This window comes from Halobacteroides halobius DSM 5150 (genome assembly GCF_000328625.1).
Lineage (GTDB): Bacteria > Bacillota > Halanaerobiia > Halobacteroidales > Halobacteroidaceae > Halobacteroides > Halobacteroides halobius.
The window spans coordinates 435277-452186 of the sequence record NC_019978.1 but is presented as its reverse complement, the minus strand read 5'-3'; the positions used below and the strand labels follow the sequence as shown (position 1 = coordinate 452186).

15 protein-coding genes, 1 tRNA gene and 1 pseudogene are annotated in these 16910 nt (G+C 32.0%); 2 read left to right on the top strand and 15 right to left on the bottom strand.

Annotated features, from left to right (window positions below; genetic code table 11):
• Positions 1 to 2: 2 nt before the first annotated feature.
• From HALHA_RS02175 to polA, 9 genes are all read right to left on the bottom strand, one after another.
• Entirely contained in the window at positions 3 to 584 is a 582-nt protein-coding gene (locus tag HALHA_RS02175; RefSeq protein WP_015326154.1) for a lytic transglycosylase domain-containing protein, read from the bottom strand.
• 29 nt (positions 585 to 613) lie between these two features.
• Positions 614 to 1216: a dephospho-CoA kinase gene (gene coaE / locus HALHA_RS02170; RefSeq protein ID WP_041607615.1), complete on the bottom strand. Its 603-nt coding sequence runs from the start codon at positions 1214 to 1216 to the stop codon at positions 614 to 616.
• 8 nt (positions 1217 to 1224) lie between these two features.
• On the bottom strand, positions 1225 to 1872 hold the full coding sequence (gene ytaF / locus HALHA_RS02165) for a sporulation membrane protein YtaF (RefSeq protein WP_015326152.1): 648 nt from the start codon (positions 1870 to 1872) through the stop codon (positions 1225 to 1227).
• Between the two features lie 60 nt (positions 1873 to 1932).
• Positions 1933 to 3789, bottom strand: a complete 1857-nt coding sequence (locus tag HALHA_RS02160) for an ABC-F family ATP-binding cassette domain-containing protein (protein ID WP_015326151.1) — start codon at positions 3787 to 3789, stop codon at positions 1933 to 1935.
• 3 nt (positions 3790 to 3792) lie between these two features.
• Positions 3793 to 4617, bottom strand: a complete 825-nt coding sequence (gene mutM, locus HALHA_RS02155; RefSeq protein WP_015326150.1) for a DNA-formamidopyrimidine glycosylase — start codon at positions 4615 to 4617, stop codon at positions 3793 to 3795.
• Between the two features lie 191 nt (positions 4618 to 4808).
• The gene (locus HALHA_RS02150; protein WP_015326149.1) at positions 4809 to 5903 is read right to left on the bottom strand and encodes a phospholipase D-like domain-containing protein; all 1095 of its coding nucleotides are present in this window, start codon (positions 5901 to 5903) and stop codon (positions 4809 to 4811) included.
• 61 nt (positions 5904 to 5964) lie between these two features.
• Positions 5965 to 7314 (bottom strand): TldD/PmbA family protein, encoded by a 1350-nt coding sequence (locus HALHA_RS02145; protein WP_015326148.1) that lies wholly within the window; start codon positions 7312 to 7314, stop codon positions 5965 to 5967.
• Positions 7314 to 8708 carry a TldD/PmbA family protein gene (locus HALHA_RS02140; RefSeq protein ID WP_015326147.1) on the bottom strand — a complete coding sequence of 465 codons (1395 nt, stop codon included), beginning with the start codon at positions 8706 to 8708 and terminating at the stop codon, positions 7314 to 7316. Before HALHA_RS02140 ends, HALHA_RS02145 begins: the two co-directional genes overlap by 1 nt.
• A 39-nt stretch (positions 8709 to 8747) precedes the next feature.
• Positions 8748 to 11318 carry a DNA polymerase I gene (gene polA / locus HALHA_RS02135; RefSeq protein WP_015326146.1) on the bottom strand — a complete coding sequence of 857 codons (2571 nt, stop codon included), beginning with the start codon at positions 11316 to 11318 and terminating at the stop codon, positions 8748 to 8750.
• Between the two features lie 273 nt (positions 11319 to 11591).
• Here polA and HALHA_RS02130 point away from each other — a divergent pair, with 273 nt between their 5' ends.
• Entirely contained in the window at positions 11592 to 12788 is a 1197-nt protein-coding gene (locus HALHA_RS02130; protein ID WP_015326145.1) for an S-layer homology domain-containing protein, read from the top strand.
• Between the two features lie 52 nt (positions 12789 to 12840).
• Here HALHA_RS02130 and HALHA_RS02125 read toward each other — a convergent pair whose 3' ends face one another.
• On the bottom strand, positions 12841 to 13668 hold the full coding sequence (locus tag HALHA_RS02125; protein ID WP_015326144.1) for a hypothetical protein: 828 nt from the start codon (positions 13666 to 13668) through the stop codon (positions 12841 to 12843).
• A 208-nt stretch (positions 13669 to 13876) separates the two neighbouring features.
• On the opposite strand from HALHA_RS02125, the gene HALHA_RS02120 reads away from it, so the two are divergent.
• Positions 13877 to 13964, top strand: a tRNA-Leu gene (locus HALHA_RS02120).
• Positions 13965 to 14113: 149 nt separating this feature from the next.
• On the opposite strand, the gene HALHA_RS02115 is transcribed toward HALHA_RS02120, so the two are convergent.
• From HALHA_RS02115 to HALHA_RS13910, 5 genes and pseudogenes are all read right to left on the bottom strand, one after another.
• Positions 14114 to 14860, bottom strand: a complete 747-nt coding sequence (locus tag HALHA_RS02115) for a hypothetical protein (protein ID WP_015326143.1) — start codon at positions 14858 to 14860, stop codon at positions 14114 to 14116.
• A 91-nt stretch (positions 14861 to 14951) separates the two neighbouring features.
• Positions 14952 to 15914, bottom strand: coding sequence for a flagellin N-terminal helical domain-containing protein (locus tag HALHA_RS13600; RefSeq protein ID WP_015326142.1), 963 nt, complete (start codon positions 15912 to 15914; stop codon positions 14952 to 14954).
• Positions 15886 to 16116 carry a flagellin N-terminal helical domain-containing protein gene (locus HALHA_RS13595; protein ID WP_015326141.1) on the bottom strand — a complete coding sequence of 77 codons (231 nt, stop codon included), beginning with the start codon at positions 16114 to 16116 and terminating at the stop codon, positions 15886 to 15888. Before HALHA_RS13595 ends, HALHA_RS13600 begins: the two co-directional genes overlap by 29 nt.
• A 181-nt stretch (positions 16117 to 16297) precedes the next feature.
• Complete coding sequence (locus HALHA_RS13650) at positions 16298 to 16537, bottom strand: hypothetical protein (RefSeq protein ID WP_041607613.1); 240 nt, start codon at positions 16535 to 16537, stop codon at positions 16298 to 16300.
• A gap of 21 nt (positions 16538 to 16558) precedes the next feature.
• Positions 16559 to 16885 (bottom strand): annotated as a pseudogene (locus HALHA_RS13910) (Rad52/Rad22 family DNA repair protein); the annotation flags it as partial.
• Positions 16886 to 16910 lie beyond the last annotated feature (25 nt).

Here is a 16910-nt window from a genome sequence, read left to right as displayed (position 1 = left end):
TTCTAGAAGAAGCTATCTTCTCCTTCTTCTTTATAAATAAATTTATATCTATCATAAAATTTCATAACTCTATTAACATAATTTTTAGTCTGGGTAAAAGGAATCTGGTCTGCATTCTTATGCTTACCATCCCATCTATCATTCTCTAACCACTTATCAACATTACCTAATCCACCATTATAAGCTGCTAGTGTAACAGCTAATTTTCTATCAAATCTTTTGTATAACCAAGCTAAATACCAACATCCATATTCAATATTCTTTTTTACAGTATATAAATCACTAACTGAAAAATCATTATCACTCTTCATCTTAGCAATCCATTTTCCTGTTTTAGGCATAATCTGCATTAAGCCCTTGGCCCCTGTATTGGAGGTAGCATGAGGATCAAATTTACTCTCTGCATAAATAACAGCAGCTACTAAATAGGGATCTAACCCCTTATTAGCCGCCTCCCTAAAAATTAAATCTTTATAAACAAGTGGATAAATAACTTTTAAAAATATTTTATAATTGCTAATTAATAAACCTAATACTATTAGGACTAACAGGATAAAAAGAACCTTTTTTAAATCAAAGTTCACTAATAACACTCCTAAAAATATAATAATTTTTAATTGTTAACTACTTCTTTGATCTCTTTCCACACTCTTTTGACTTCATTCTCAAGTTCCGTTGGGGTTCCATTATTATTTATAATTCTATCTGCATATTGTTTTTTCTCATCTAATGGCATTTGAGATTCAATTCTTGTTAATGCTTCTTGATGATCAAAATTACCTCTAGCCATTAACCGTTCAATTTGAACTTCTCTAGATACATAAACTAACCAAATTCTATCAAATAAATCTAACATATCTGCTTCAATTAACAAAGGAACTTCTGCTACTATTAGATTATCCGGGCCAACCTCTCTCATTCTTTCTCTAAGCTCAGCAATAATAGCAGGATGAGTAATCTGATCAAGCTTCTTTTTAGCTTGGATATCATTAAATATTATCTCTCCTAACTTCTTTCTATCAATCTCATTACTGGATAATAAAATTTCTTTACCAAAATTATCTACAATTTTATTCCATACTTCCTTCTTAGGTTCCATTAATTGATGAGCAATCTGGTCTGTATCTATAACTTCAACCCCTAATTCCTCTAATAATTTTGTTACAGTACTTTTTCCACTAGCTATCCCACCTGTTAATCCAATCTTCACTCCCATCGCTCCTTTTAGAATAATTTTGTTAGCCCAAGTAAAATTAAAATTAATCCGGGAAGTAATCTCAACATAGAACTAAGTTTGTTACAAGTAACTTGTTTTCCTATTTGCAATCCACCATTTAACAAAATGAAATTACAACCAATTACTAAAAAAACAGTAGTTAAGGGTGGATAGCCTACCATTACAGCTCCAATTCCAGCTCCAAAAGCATCTAATGATAAAGCAATTCCTAAAAATAAAGCTTCCTGATTATTAATAGCTCCAGAATAATCAAAATCAGCCTTAACTGGTTCATGTAATATATTAACGATTAATCCTAAAGAATTAATCTTAAAAGTAAAGAGTTCTTTAGGAGTATCATCTTTTTCTATATCTTGATTCTTGACCAATAATTGATGGAGTGCATCATAAAATGACCAAATTCCCAGTCCAATTAATATAACTCCTCCTATTTTGCTAGTCCAGACTGAAGCTATAAACTTACTTAAAAAAGATCCTAAACTCATAGATAATAAAATAGCAATCCCGGAAGCAATACTAATAATTAAAGTCGAAAGATAACTTAATTCTATCTTTTTTAAGCCATAAGTTATTCCTACTACAAAACCATCCAGACTAATCGCTAAAGCTAAAACAAAAATAGCTATTAGATTCATAAGACCATCCCCTCTCATCTTATCTACAACTAACATATGAGAATAGGGATGTAGATGTTACTAAATTGCTTCTTCCCATAAACTATAATAGTCATTTAATTCTTCTTTTAATCTTTCGTACTTTTTAGTTAATTCAGCCACTTCTTCCTGGTCATCATATAAATCCTGTTGATTAAATTCTTCTTCTAATTCTTCTACTTTAGCTTCTAACTTCATGATTTCTGACTCTAACTCTTCTAAGTTAATCTGTTGGTCTTTAGGCTTGTTTTGTTCTACTTCTTGTTTTGGTTTTCCTTTTTTTTCTTCCTTTTGCTGGGCCAAGCTTTCTTGATACTGCTGATAATAATCCGAATAATCACCTGCATATTCAACTAGGTCATTATTTTCTAAAGCAAATACTTTACTAATTAACTTATCTAAAAAATAACGGTCATGTGAAATAACTAAGATTGTTCCTGGATAATTATCTAAAGCAGTTTCTAATATTTCTTTAGACTTAATATCTAAATGATTAGTTGGCTCATCTAATAATAATAAATTAAAATCCTGAATTGATAATTTGGCCAAAGATAACCGAGCCTGTTCACCACCACTTAAGGTAGCAACCTTCTTAAAAACTTCATCTCCTTTAAATAAAAAGCGAGCTAAGATATCCCTAGCTTGGCTATCATTAATCTTTTTTACTTTTTTTAATTCCTCAATTAAGTTGTACTCAGGATTTAAACTTTCGTGTTCTTGGTCATAATAACCTATCTTAACTCTAGCTCCTAGATTAACAGTTCCAGCTTCTGCATTTTCTTGACCTAATAGTAACTTAAATAAAGTAGACTTCCCACTACCATTAGGGCCAACCAAAGCTACCTTTTCCCCTCGATATAACTTAAAATCAATCCCTTCTAATACTTTTTCTTGCTGGTATGACTTAGTTAAACCTTTAATATCTAATACCTCTGCTCCACTAGTAGTCTCCATTTCAAATTCAATCTTAGGCTTTTCTAAACTAGGAGGAGGAGCAATCTCTTTCATCCTATCTAATTTTTTCTGTCTGCCTCGAGCCTGCTTCGCATCTACTCCTGCTTTATTCTTTCTAATATAGGCCTTAAGTTCTTTTATTTTCTCCTGTTGCTGTTCATATTCTCGCTGCCATGTTAATAATCTATGCTTTTTTTCCTCAAGGTAGAAGGAATAATCTCCTTTATACTTTTCAAATCTTCCTTTTTCTAACTCCCAAATTCTATTTACTACCTTATCTAAAAAATAACGATCATGTGAGATAATAACTATAGCACCAGGATAATCATTTAAATAATCCTCTAACCATTCTTTAGCAGCTAAATCAAGATGATTAGTGGGCTCATCTAGTAATAATAAATCAGGTTGTTGTAATAATAATTTAGCTAAAGCTGCTCTAGTCTTTTGACCTCCACTAAAATTAATCAGTTGCTCATTAAAATCAGCTTTACTAAATCCTAATCCCCGTAGAATACCTTTGATCTGACTTTCTACTTGATATCCATTCTGATCTTCATAATTTTGACGTAACCGACTGTAACGATTCATTACTTTCTCTAACTGATCACCAGTCAGTTGGCCCATTTTAGTCTCTAAACCTTTTATTTTCTCTTCTAAAGCAAATAAATCAGAAAAAACACTCAACATTTCTTCATACAGTGTTTTATCTAATTTTAAACCAAAATCTTGGGCCAAATATCCCATCTCTAAATCATTACTAGTTAAAATCTCACCTTTATCTAGATACTCTTGGCCCCTTAATATCTTAACTAGAGTTGATTTTCCAGTACCATTGGCCCCAATCAATCCTACCCGATCCTGCTTTTGTATCTGTAATGAAATATCTTGAAAAATAATTTGTTCTGGATACCTCTTACTTCCTTTTCGTAATTGTAACAAAGACATACCTTATTCCTCCTGTTGACAAGATGGACAAAAGTAAGAACTTCGTCCTCCTACTTTAATTCTGTCTAATTCACTTCCACATCTATTACATTCTTCTCCTTCTCGACCATAAGCTCGTAAATAATTTTGATATTCACCAGCTTGGCCACTAGCATCAACATAATCCCACTTAGTTGTGCCCCGATGTTTAATCCCTTCCCTCAACACCTGCTTAATTGCTTTATATAATCTTTCTATCTCTTCTAAGCTAAGTGTATCCGCAGTTCTTAAAGGATGAATTTGAGAAATATAAATAGCTTCATCTACATAAATATTACCTAAACCAGCTAAAAACTTCTGGTTTAATAATAAAGGCTTAATTCTACCTCGTCGAGTAGATAGCATCTCTTTAAAGAGTTCTAAAGTAAATTCATCCGATAAGGGTTCAGGCCCTAGCTTAGTTAAACTACCTGCATCCTCTAAATCTTTAACTAAATAAACTCTAGTAAACTGTCTTTTACTACCTAACCTTAATTCATCAGCACCTCTAAATTTAAAGAAAATATAATCATACTTATCATGCTCTTCGTCTTGTTTAGTATAAACAAATCTTCCTGTCATTCTTAAATGGGTCACTAAATAATATCGATTATCCAATTCAATAATAATATATTTGCCTCTTCTTCTTACTTCTTCTATCTTACTGCCAATTAAAATTTCCTTAAAATCTTCTGGTTTAGATTGAGCTATTAACCTTTCTTGCTTAATCTTAACATCTGTAATTTCTTTATTTAAAATAAACCCCTGTAATGTATCTACTACTGTCTGTACTTCGGGTAACTCAGGCATATTAGCTCCTCCGTTTCCTGTTTTTAATTATACTCGCTACTGAAGATTTCTTCCCATAATTGAGGTCTTTTTTTCTTTAAAAGAATAGATTGGTACTCAAAACTTATTTTAACCCATTTTAAATCTTTGATTTTGGTAATTATTGATATTTGGGCTCTTTTAACATTAAATTTTCTCCTTTAGACCAATCTTTAACAAAATACTCTCTCAGTCAAAGCAATCAGTCTATTATAATCTAGATTACAATCTTGTGAAACTAACTTACACTCCTTTAGATGTTCTTTGCGCCATGCTTCCCACTTTTTACATACACAATCGCCCTCTACTAAAACATTTATCTCTGATAGCTTGCTCATCCCTAACTTATGAAAGTTTGCTGAACCTAAGAAAAATTTCCTTCTATCTATACACATAAATTTGGAATGTACCATCCTATCTGATAAATAAACCTTAACATTTGATTCTTTAATAATTTTTTCTAAAACTTGCTGATTTAAAGCCTGCTGTACATTAGCATCTTTAGAGGTTAATATTGTGACATTAACACCTTTTCGAGAGATTTCAATAATTTTATTTGTTATATCTCGATCCCCAAAATAAGCCATCTCTATATCTACTCTGTATCTTGCTTGGTCTAATAATTCTAATACTTTCGGTTTAATTTGATATATTTTTTTATCTCTCATATTAAAATAGAAACTAACCCCTTGGTAAGCAAGAGGTTGGCCCTTAGCTAAGCTCTCTAAAAAGCAAGTTACCAAACCTTGGTCAGCCAATTTAATCATATAATCCCCGTATTGTGCTCCTAAGGCAGCAACCGTTTTATCACCAATATTCATGCCACCTAAAATCAATACTTGCTTATCAAAAATATAAAATTTAGAATGGTCATGTCGTTCTTTATTAAATTTAATCGTAATATTTTCATGCTCTAACATTCTATTTAATCTCTTATTTCTAAGTTGCTTTTTAGAAACTTTATTATCCCGATAATACAAAAAGGAGATAAACCACTCCTTAATACAACACTTAACCTCCCTTTGTTTGTGAAAAAAGCTTTGCTTTTGTTGTTCAACACGTTCAAATACAGAACCTGCTTTATCCTTTAAAATCTCAACCTTAACCCCTCTATCAGCAGCTTTAATTAATTCTTCAGCCACTAAATTCCCAATATTATCATCTCTCCAAATATACATACAGATATAAATCGACTCTTTAGCCTCTCTAATTTGCTGTAATATCTCAGAAAAGGCTTCTGTTTCATTAATTAATAACTCTTTTTCCATTGTAACTACAACCCCTTCTAATTTGTTAAATAATTATACTTTAACAAGTTTAATCATAACATTAATTCCCGCTAATCGCCAATTTCTTAACCTTAAAAGTGGGACTAGCAAAGGAACCAATCATTGGATTGAAGGTTAAATCTGTACCTAACTCTTCTATATCCTCTAAAAAGCCAATCAAATTACCAGCAATTGTTATTTCACTAACTGCCTTTTCAATTTCTCCATCTTTAATCCACTGCCCTGTAGCTCCAACTGAGAATTCACCTGAAATAGGATTAGCCCCTCCTGTTACTAAACCAGATACTTTGTGAACATAAAATCCATTATCTACATTACTAATAATTTCTTCTGGTTTTTTATTTCCAGGGGCCAAATAAAAATTACTAGCTGCAACTCCTGGCACGCCACGATAACCTCCTCTAGTTCCATTCCCTGTTGAATTAACTTTATCTTTATTAGCTGTATAGGTATCATATAGATAGTTAGTTAAAACTCCATCTTTAATTAATTCAGTTGCAGAGCAAGGAACCCCCTCATCATCAAAAGGAGCTGTAGCTAAACCTTCTTCTAAAGTACCATCATCAATGATATTAACTCTTTTAGCAGCTACAGATTCTTCTAATCTCCCTGCAAATAAAGACCTTCCCTTTTGGACTGCTTCAGCAGTTAATGCCTGGGCCAAGACATACATAAACATACTACCCACTTGAGGAGTAAAAACAACTGGAGCTTCTTGGGATTTTACAGGTTGACCACCTAATAACTTAATTGCATTCTCGACTGCTTGTTTAGCCTTCTTAATTGGCTTTAATTCATCTAAAGATTTACCATATGATAAAGCACGACCAGTCTGTTGTCTTGCTCCTTCTTTAGCTAATACATATAAATAAGCATAACAGCCATTACTCCGATAACTTTCATCTAATCCTTTAGAATTAACAATTCTAACTTCTGAATTATAATCACCATAATTTACACTCATTACCGTTTTAATTCTATCATCATATTCTAAAGCTGCTTCCTCCATCTGTAAAGCTAAATCAATTTTATCTTCAATACTACTCTCCTCTAATTTAACATTATAAATGTTAAGTTCTGGATAATCAAAAGAACCTTCTGGTAATTTTCTATATTGATCAGCAGTAGCTAATTTAGCATTAGCTATTGCTTCAGTAATTGTTTCTTCTAAAGCATCTGCAGTAAAGTTAGCAGTATAAGCAAAGCCCATTTTATCTCCTACAAAGGTTCGAACTCCTAATCCCTTTGCATTGGCTGATTCTAAAGAGTCAACTTCTCCTTGATATATCTCTAAATCATTATTCTTTGATCTTTGGTAATATAACTCAACTTCATCTGCACCTTTATCTTTAGCTTGGGCCAATAAACTAGTTAAATTTATATCTTCCATTATTCTCCTCTCCTTTCTGTACCACCAACAGTAATTTGATCTACTAACAGTGTCGGTTGACCAACTGCTGCTGGAATACTTTGATCACTTTTACCACATGCTCCCGCAGCCAATTTTAAATCATCTCCAACCATTGATATCTTATTAAGAACATCTATTCCTCTACCAACTAAGGTAGCTCCTCGAACTGGTTTATCAATCTGACCATCTTTAATCAAATAGCCTTCTGCTACAGTAAAGACAAATTCCCCAGTAGCCGGTTCAACTTGGCCCCCACTTAATTTCTTAGCATACAAACCATCATCAACAGCTGCAATAATATCCTCTGGCTTATCTTCTCCTGGAGCAATAAAAGTATTAGTCATTCTTGGAATCGGCAGACTACGAAAAGACTGTCTTCTTCCGTTCCCAGTTGATTCTCTAGCACCTTTTTTAGCTGCTTTACGATCATACATGTAATCCTGTAAGATGCCATCCTTAATTAGTACTGTCTCTTGTGCTATAACTCCTTCATCATCAATATTAAATGATCCCCAAGCATTCTTAACAGTTGCATCATCTATAGCCGTTACAACTGATGAAGCTACTTGTTCTCCAACCTTGTCAGCAAATACAGACGATTCCTTTTGAATAGCATCAGCTTCTAAACCATGGCCACAGGCTTCATGAAATAAAACACCACCAAATCCATTGTTAATTACTACTGGCATTTGTCCTGATGGTGCAGGGTCAGCCTGCAACATTGTAACTGCTTGTCTAGCAGCCTCTTCTCCTATCTCTTGTGGACTATACTGGTCAAATAACTCAAAACCAACATGTAAACCAGGGCCTTCACTTCCCGTTTGAATCTTCTCTCCATCACTAGCTATAGCATTAACCCTTAGTCTAGTTCGAATTCGCTCATCTTCTCTAAATAATCCTTCGGAATTAGCAATCATTACCTGTTGGATATAATCACCATAACTAATCTTTACTTGTTGGATACTTTCATCAAACTCTAAAGCAGCTTGATTAGCCTGTTTAATAAAATCAACTTTCTTCTGCTTAGAAACTTCATTTGGTCTAATCTTAATTGGATGCGCTTGCTTAACTTCTTTTGTAGTTAAATCGGTAATACTAACTTGCTTATCATTTTGGCTAGCAGCCCCTGCTACTTGAGCAGTACTTAATAATGAATCCTTACTTAAATCATCAGTATAAGCATAAGAAACTTGTTCTCCATTTAAAACCCTAATTCCAACTCCCAAGTCATAACCTGTCTTAACTTGCTCTAACTTAGAATTCTCTAAACTAAATGTATTACTCTTTTTATCTTCAAAAAATACCTCAGCAAAATCTCCACCTTTATCTAAAGCAGTGGCTAATATTTTTTTAATTAATTTTTTAGATAGCATTAACTTTGCTCCTTTCTCAATCTAATTATAAGTTGAAGATTAATACTCTTCCATTTCATTCCAATTATCTCCTACCTTAACATCAACCTCTAAAGGTACATCTAAATTAACTGTATCTTCCATTCTTTTCTTTACTAATTTAGCAACCTTCTTAACTTCATCCTTTGGAACCTCTAACACTAATTCATCGTGAACCTGTAATAAAATATCACTAGCTAACTCTTCTTTTTCTAAAGCTTTAGCTACATCAAGCATAGCTAACTTCATAATATCTGCAGCACTCCCTTGAATAGGAGTATTAATAGCTGTTCTTTCAGCAAATTGACGTTTATGATAATTTCTACTATTTATTTCTGGCAAATATCTCTTGCGATCAAAAATAGTTGTTACATAGCCTTGTTTTTTAGCTTGTCTAATCTTATCATCAATATACTCTTTAACTTTTGGATAACGACTAAAATAAAGATCAATATATTCTTTTGCTTCTCGTTTGTTAATTTTAAGCCGATCAGCTAATCCCCAATCACTAATTCCATAAGCTATCCCAAAGTTAACTGCTTTAGCTTTCCGGCGTGTCTGTTTTGTGGAGATACCAAACAGCTCTTTAGCAGTTTGAGTATGAATATCAAGCCCTTGTTGATAAGCCTTCTTTAATCTTTCGTCCTGAGAAATATGGGCCAAGACCCTCAATTCAACCTGAGAGTAATCTGCTGCTACTAACTTATATCCTTCTTGGGCCACAAATACCTGTCTGATTTTACGTCCTTCTTCTGTTCTAATCGGAATATTTTGCAGATTAGGTTCTCTACTACTTAATCTACCTGTCGCTGTAACTTGTTGCTTAAAGTTAGTATGTATCCGGCCTGTTTTCTCATTAATATAACTCTCTAAAGGATCAACATAAGTAGACTTTAATTTAGTTAAAGAACGATATTCAGAAATTAATGGAATAATCTCATGATTTCCTTCTAACTTTTCTAATACTTTAGCACTAGTAGAATAGTTACCGGTGCTAGTTTTTTTAATTACAGGTAAGTCTAATTTATCAAATAAAATGGTTCCTAACTGCTGAGGAGAATTAATATTGAATTCTTCTCCTGCTAAATTACAAATTTCTTTCTTTAGTTTAGATATTTTTGTAGATAACTCAGTAAATAAATTTTCTAATTGCTCTTGGCTAACCTTAATACCATTTAATTCTAATTGAGCTAAGATTCTAACCAAAGGTAGTTCCATATCTTGAAACAACTCTAATAAATCATTTTCTTTTAGTTCTTCCTCTAATTTAATTTGTAACTTAAACAAAATATTTGTTCTAACTGCTAATAGCTTTATCCCTGTTACTTCTGGTTCAGCCTGTTGTAGATACTTTTCTATTATTCCTGCTAAATCAATTGCATCTTCACTAGGTTGTAATAAATAAGCAGCCAATAGTGGATCAAAAGATAAATTAAACTCCTCGATTCCCTGCTGCAATAAATACCTCAATTGCCCTTTAGCCTGATACATTAATAATTTCTTATCTACTAAAGTATCTTCTAAGTAGGTGATTAACTCTTTTTCAGCTAAATTAATATAATATACTTGCTCAAGAGTAGCTATTATTATTCCCTCTAGCGTTTGTTTTAACCTTGGCCCGTTTAAATTAAGTTTAATAGCTATTGTGGAAGGAAGCTTAAGGCTTTGTAATTCTTCTAACTCATTAACTTCTTGGTAGTCTACTTTTTCTAAACCTTTATGCCCTCCTAAATAAGAAATCAAACTAGTAAATTCTAACCTATTAAATAAATCATAAGCTTGGTCAATATCCTCTAAATCAGCTAAAACTAACTTATCAAAATTGATCTCTAGTGGACAATCAACCTTAATAGTAGCTAGCCTTTTGCTAAGCTTGGCCCTAGCTCCTTGCTCTCTTAGCATTTGTTTTCTTTTTTTGCCACCAACTTGGTCAATATTATCTAATACTTCTTCTAACCCACCAAATTCTTTTAATAATTTAGTAGAAGTCTTATCTCCAATCCCATCAACACCAGGAATATTATCTGACTTATCCCCCATCAATGCTTTTTTATCTACTAATTGTTCTGGGTCCAATTCATAATCTTCTCTAAACTTGTCCACATCATATCTAATTATATTACTGATACCTCGCTTGGTATACATTATCTCGATATTATCACTAATTAACTGTAAAGCATCACGGTCTCCAGTTACAATCGTAACTTTATAATCTTCTTTCTCTGCTTCTATTGCTAGAGTTCCAATTAAATCATCTGCCTCTAAACTTTCTACCTCAAATCTAGGAATCTCTAAAGCATCTACCACCTCTTTTACTAAGTCAAACTGATGCTTTAACTTATCAGGAGTTTCTTTTCGATTAGCCTTATATTCTTCATACTCCTCGTGTCTAAATGTAGCCCCTTGGGCATCAAAAGCAATGCCAATTAAATCAGGCGCTTGATTATCGATTAAACTAAGTAACATTTTAGTAAAACCAAATACTGCATTAGTAACTGTCCCATCTGATGTAGTTAGTGTATCTGGTAAAGCATAAAAAGCTCTATAAACTAAACTATTCCCATCTAATAAATATAATCTCTGTTTCGACATCTTGCTGCCTCCTTAACCTCTCTTAAATTCTTTGGCCCTAACTTTTTTACTTCACTAGAAAAGATAAAATTCCTTCTCTACCTAGTTCTTAAGTTTCCAAATTATTAACTTAACTATTAGTCCTAATTAAATTTATCTAAAAACTAACAGCTTAAAACAGTTCCCATAAACTGTAAAAGTAATTTTATAGAAAAAACATCTATTATATGTTAAACTTTTATATGTATCACTTAGTAGACAAGCTAATATTCAATATAGAAAGGAGTAGTTATTATGAAGAAAAAAACTTTAATAACTCTTTTAACACTATTAATAGTATTTAGTTCAACCGTTCCTGTTTTGGCTTACCGACCACAAGATGTTAAATCTAATCACTGGGCATTAAAATACATTAGTCCCTTATTAGATAAAGGAATTATGTATGTTTATCAAAATGGAGCCTTTAAACCAGACCAACCGATTACTCGAGGAGAATTTGCTTACTCTTTAGCTAAAATATTGCAGTTACAACCAGCTGCAACTTCTAAAATGACTGATATATCTAATCATCCTGCTAAAGGATATATCTCTGCTTTAGTAAAAAAAGAAATTATTACTGGTTATCCTGATAATACTTTTAGGCCACACCGAAAAATCACTAGAGCAGAAATTATTACAATGTTAGGTAGAACATTACAATTAGATGATGAACAAAAGAAAATTACAGTTAACAGTATCTACTATTCAGATTTATCCAAAGATCACTGGGCTTATAATCTAATTGCTGTAAGTACTAAATTAGGGATCATTAATGGTTACCCAAATAATGAATTTAGACCTGATAACTATGTTACAAGAGCAGAAAGTGCTAAACTACTAGCCAAATTAGCAAGTTTAAAAACTGTTACAGGAAAAGTAGTGGCCACTTATCCAATCTCTAATTTTATTAAAATTAAGGTTAATAATAAAGTAAAAACAATTAAAGTTGCTGATAGTAGTTTAATTGGTAGAAACAATCGAAAAATAGGTCTAAAAGAAATGCTAGTTTCTGATAATATTTTTGTTATCATTAATCCACAAAATGAAATAATTTATCTTAAAGCTTACGGATTAATTAAAAAAGAGGATGTAGCTAAAAAAGTTAGTAATATGACTGATGGTCTCCTTAACACAGACCAAATCATAGCTATTTCTAATCAAAATTGGGATGCGGTAGTTCCTAGTCTGCGACAGAAATTAACAATGAGCTTATTAAATCAAGGTTTAACTGCTCAAGAAGTGCATACAATCTTAAATAAAGACTGGGATAAATTAGAGAAATTAGGTAAAGCAAGATTGATAGAAGCAATTGCTTTAAATACTAATATTTCTCCTAAACTTATTAAAGCAGCAGCTAATAAAAACTGGGATAAAGCTAAAAAGTTAGCTGAAGTTACTGCTATTAATGGCCTGCTTAATCAGTTTATGACTAATAGTAATCTATTTTCCTAAATAAAAGAAGCCCGTGTTTTAGATCTAAAACACGGGCTTCTTACATAATTATTTAATAGTTTGCCCTATCAATAGTTGGAAGCTCAAATCTTCCTTCAAACTTTATACACTGTTTATCTGATTCCTCATCTGTTATTATAGATATATCTGTAAGCACACCTTCTATATCACAAAAATCTAACTCTTCACAAGGATCTTCTATAAGCTCTGGGTCATCTACTGCAAATGCACCAACAACATTATCAACAAATGTAGTTCCTTCACAACATACATTAGCTTCCCTATCAGGTATTACTTCAATATCACCTTCTCCTCTACCATATTTATCTCCTCTTACAGCAGGGTAAGCATTTAAAATATACTCTATAGCACCTACTATCTTAACTACACAGACATCAACTTCAATATCCCCAATTCCTGGAATATTGCATTCTTCTGTTGTTTTATCTAAACAACAGTATAATTTATCTGTATTAAAAATAAATCTAATCTCTTCCAAAGATTCTATATCAACAGCAAAACTTTCTGGCACACAAGTTACACAAGTAAATTCCACTTCAGTATCTGTTTGAGCATTCCCATTACCACATTTATCATCACATTGTGCTTGAGCCTGTTTTCTAATTGCTTCTTTTATTATTTCTTGCTCATTATCAACCATCTTTTCACCTCCTTTCAATGATGGAGTTAAGACTTCATGGTTAGAATCCTGGGTAACCGCAACTTCTTCAGTTCCAGAAGTTAAATTTTCTGTTACCCACAATTCGTTTCTCCTTTTACTACTTCTTAACTCCTCTAAACATTCTGTTAGCATCTTTAGTTTTTCCTGTTCCATATTACACAACTCGATAATAAAGTTAAGCAATGTTATTAAATTCATTTGCAATCTCCTTTCTAATTAAAATTTAAGTATATATTAATAGATGTTGTTTAGAGGAGTATTAAGGCAAGATAGTATAGAATATAAGCTTTTCTTTGCTTTTATAATATGACTATAATTTAAAAATGTGAGTAGCAATTAAAAAACTTAAATTTAAACTTGCATAAAAAAAGATAGTATGTTATGATAGTAATTGCTGAATAAGAGAGCCGAAGTGGCGGAATTGGCAGACGCGTTGGATTCAAAATCCAATGGTCCTTGTGGCCTTGTGGGTTCGAGCCCCACCTTCGGTACCATTTATATCATAGGAATGAAAGCACCTGCCGTTAAGGCTGGATTTTTTATTTTTTTGTGAGGAAAACACTGGAAAGAGACAGCACTGGATTTTTAGCACTTTTTTTGCTAATCCAATGCTGCATGTTTGCTTAAATCCTGCCTTAGATTTTTAATTATTAAAATCTTTTTTTATCTCTTGAAGCTTACTTTGATAGTCTTCTTCAGACATATAACCTCTTTCATAAGCTTTATTTATCTTATCCTTTTTATCATGATATTGTTTTACCTTTTGATCCATCTCTTCTCTTTCCATGATCACAGAGTTAATATAATTGATTTCACTACTTAAATATCCTTCTATTTCTTTAAGTCTATTCAGTTCTTCAATGCGTTTTTCATCTGAAACTATCCCTTCTTCATTCAAAGCATCTAATTCTTCTTTTCTATAATTTATTAATTTTGGTATTTTGTTTTCTAATCTCCCTCGGGAAAATTTAAGTTTTCCTTTTTCATCTGAAGCTTTTTTTATTCCTTTTAATTTAATCTTCTTATATTCTTTTAAATCTTTTATATAACTATCTATTCGTGCTTTTCCACCCTGTCCACGCCATTTTGATCCATTAATAAGCTCTTTTACTCCTTCAGCTAATAAAGCTATTGGCCCAAAAATAACTGTTCCCATACCTGCTAATGATCTTGTATCTTTCCCTTCAGAAACAGCTATTTCTGCTTCAACCTCCAAAAAAGCAATTATTTGATCAATATCTTCTGTATTAATAACTTCAATAGCATCATCTAGGTTATCTTTTTTCCACTTTTCCTTTAAGTTTTTTCTTGAATCTGGTTTCTTATCTTCCTTTTTATTTATTAGTAAAGATATAATATAAATCGCTATAAAAACTCCTATCCAATACATTACTAAACTCCTCCTTTTGTTTACTTTAATAATGAAAGTATCTGTGATGGTTTTGCATTAGCTTGCATTAATACAGATTGAGCAGCACTCATTAAAATATCTCTTTTAGTCTTTTGCATATTCCTTTTGCCATATTAAGATCTGAAATCCTAGACTTTGATTTAGTTAAATTTTCATCATAATTATTTACATTATTTAAGGAATGTTCTAATCTATTCTGATAAGAACCTAAATTACTTTTTACACTAGAAACTTTTTTTATTGCCTTATCTAACTTATTTATTGCAGTTGAAGCACTTGAATGATCATTTACATCAATATCAGTTATATCTAAAGCACTTGTAGTCATACTAGAAATATTAATTTTCAGACTATCATTACTATTAGCACCTGTTTGCAACTCAATTCCTGCATCAGGATCTTCATATTCAACAGATAATTCTGCTAGACTTCCTGTGACATATCTTTGCCCCTGTATACCATTTGCTGGGTCATGTGTTCTAGTAAATGGATCCTCCGAAGTAAAAATTACTTTATTTCCTACTATATGCATGTCCATATTAGCAATTGTTAACTGTTCACTAGGAGCTCCCTCAGAACCAGACTTAATTGCATAAAATTTATTTTTTAGATTATCTAAGGATTTTTCTCGGGTACTAGCAATATCAACTTCTGACCACACCCCATCTTTATCAGCAGGTGTTACAAACTGAAACCTAATACCAGTTACTGTATTATTATTACTAACTCCTAAATTTCCTTCTGAGGTAGGATTAAAAGTTATTTCAAACTCTCCAATATAAGGAGCAGTAAAAGTTTCTTCTTTTGACTTAGACTGTGAACCGTCTATAAGATTAATATTATTAAATTGCGTATTATTAGCAATATTGTTTATTTCTTTTTTTATCTCAGTAATTTCCTTGTTTATATTATTCCTATCGTCTTTTGTTAAAGTATCATTTGCTGCCTGTACTGCTAACCCTCTAGCTCTTTGTAATAACTTATGAACTTCTTTACCTCCAGCCTCAGCAGTTTTGAAGCAATGATATACCATCTTGTATATTCTTTTGGGCTTGACCTAACCCTTTCATTTGAGACTTCATTTTTTCAGATACAGCTAATCCTGCTGCATCATCAGCTGCACTATTAATTCTTTTTCCAGAAGATAATTGTTCTATATTTTCTCTGCTTTTCTTATTATTCTTTTTTAAATTATTTAATGCATTAAGTGCAGGCAAATTACTATTTATAATCATCTTTTCTATTCTCCTTATAAACTGATTTATATTAAATATTGTAAACAAAGCACTATTATCCCTTTAAATTATTATTTATACTCTTTTTATACAAAATCCTTTATTTATTGTTAAATTTTTATTTTTCTATTTCTAAATAGTTCATTATCTCTCTCCCTTTAAAGAGAAAACCTGCTCCAAATTAGGAAGCAGGTTTTTGCACATCTTTTAATTTTTCTATTAGTTTCTTAGCTTGATTCAAATTCAATCTATTTACATTAGATAGATCTTTAGCATCTTTTATTCCAATTTCAGTTAGAAAAGTAGTGATAATTTCTCCTGAAGCACTTGGGTTCTTCTGATATAACTTTCTGATCTGATCAACATAATTCTCTTTTTGGGGTAGAAATTCTGCTGGTAGCTGAGGTTCATCTTTAATCACATAATTTTTACCTTGTTTCTTGATATCAGCCCAAATTGTCGGTAGTTCATATAAGTAACGCCCGATCCCCCAACTAACAGCAGCTCTTTTAAAAGCATCACTTAAACCACCTTTGATAGCTTCAAAATCAGTCTGCCCTGCTCCCCCTGATTTCCAAATCCAATTATCCTCTATCTTAATTCCAATTGCACAGATAATCTCACCATTATTACCAAAGCTATATTTCTTCTACCAATTCTCTACTCCACACACATTATCTAATCTTTCCATTACTACCCTGCTATCTACATAAGAAAGTGCTAATCCTCTTTTCTTATCATTAGTAGTAGCTCCTACTCTCCACTTAATCTTCTCTCAAGCAAATGGCTTTCTT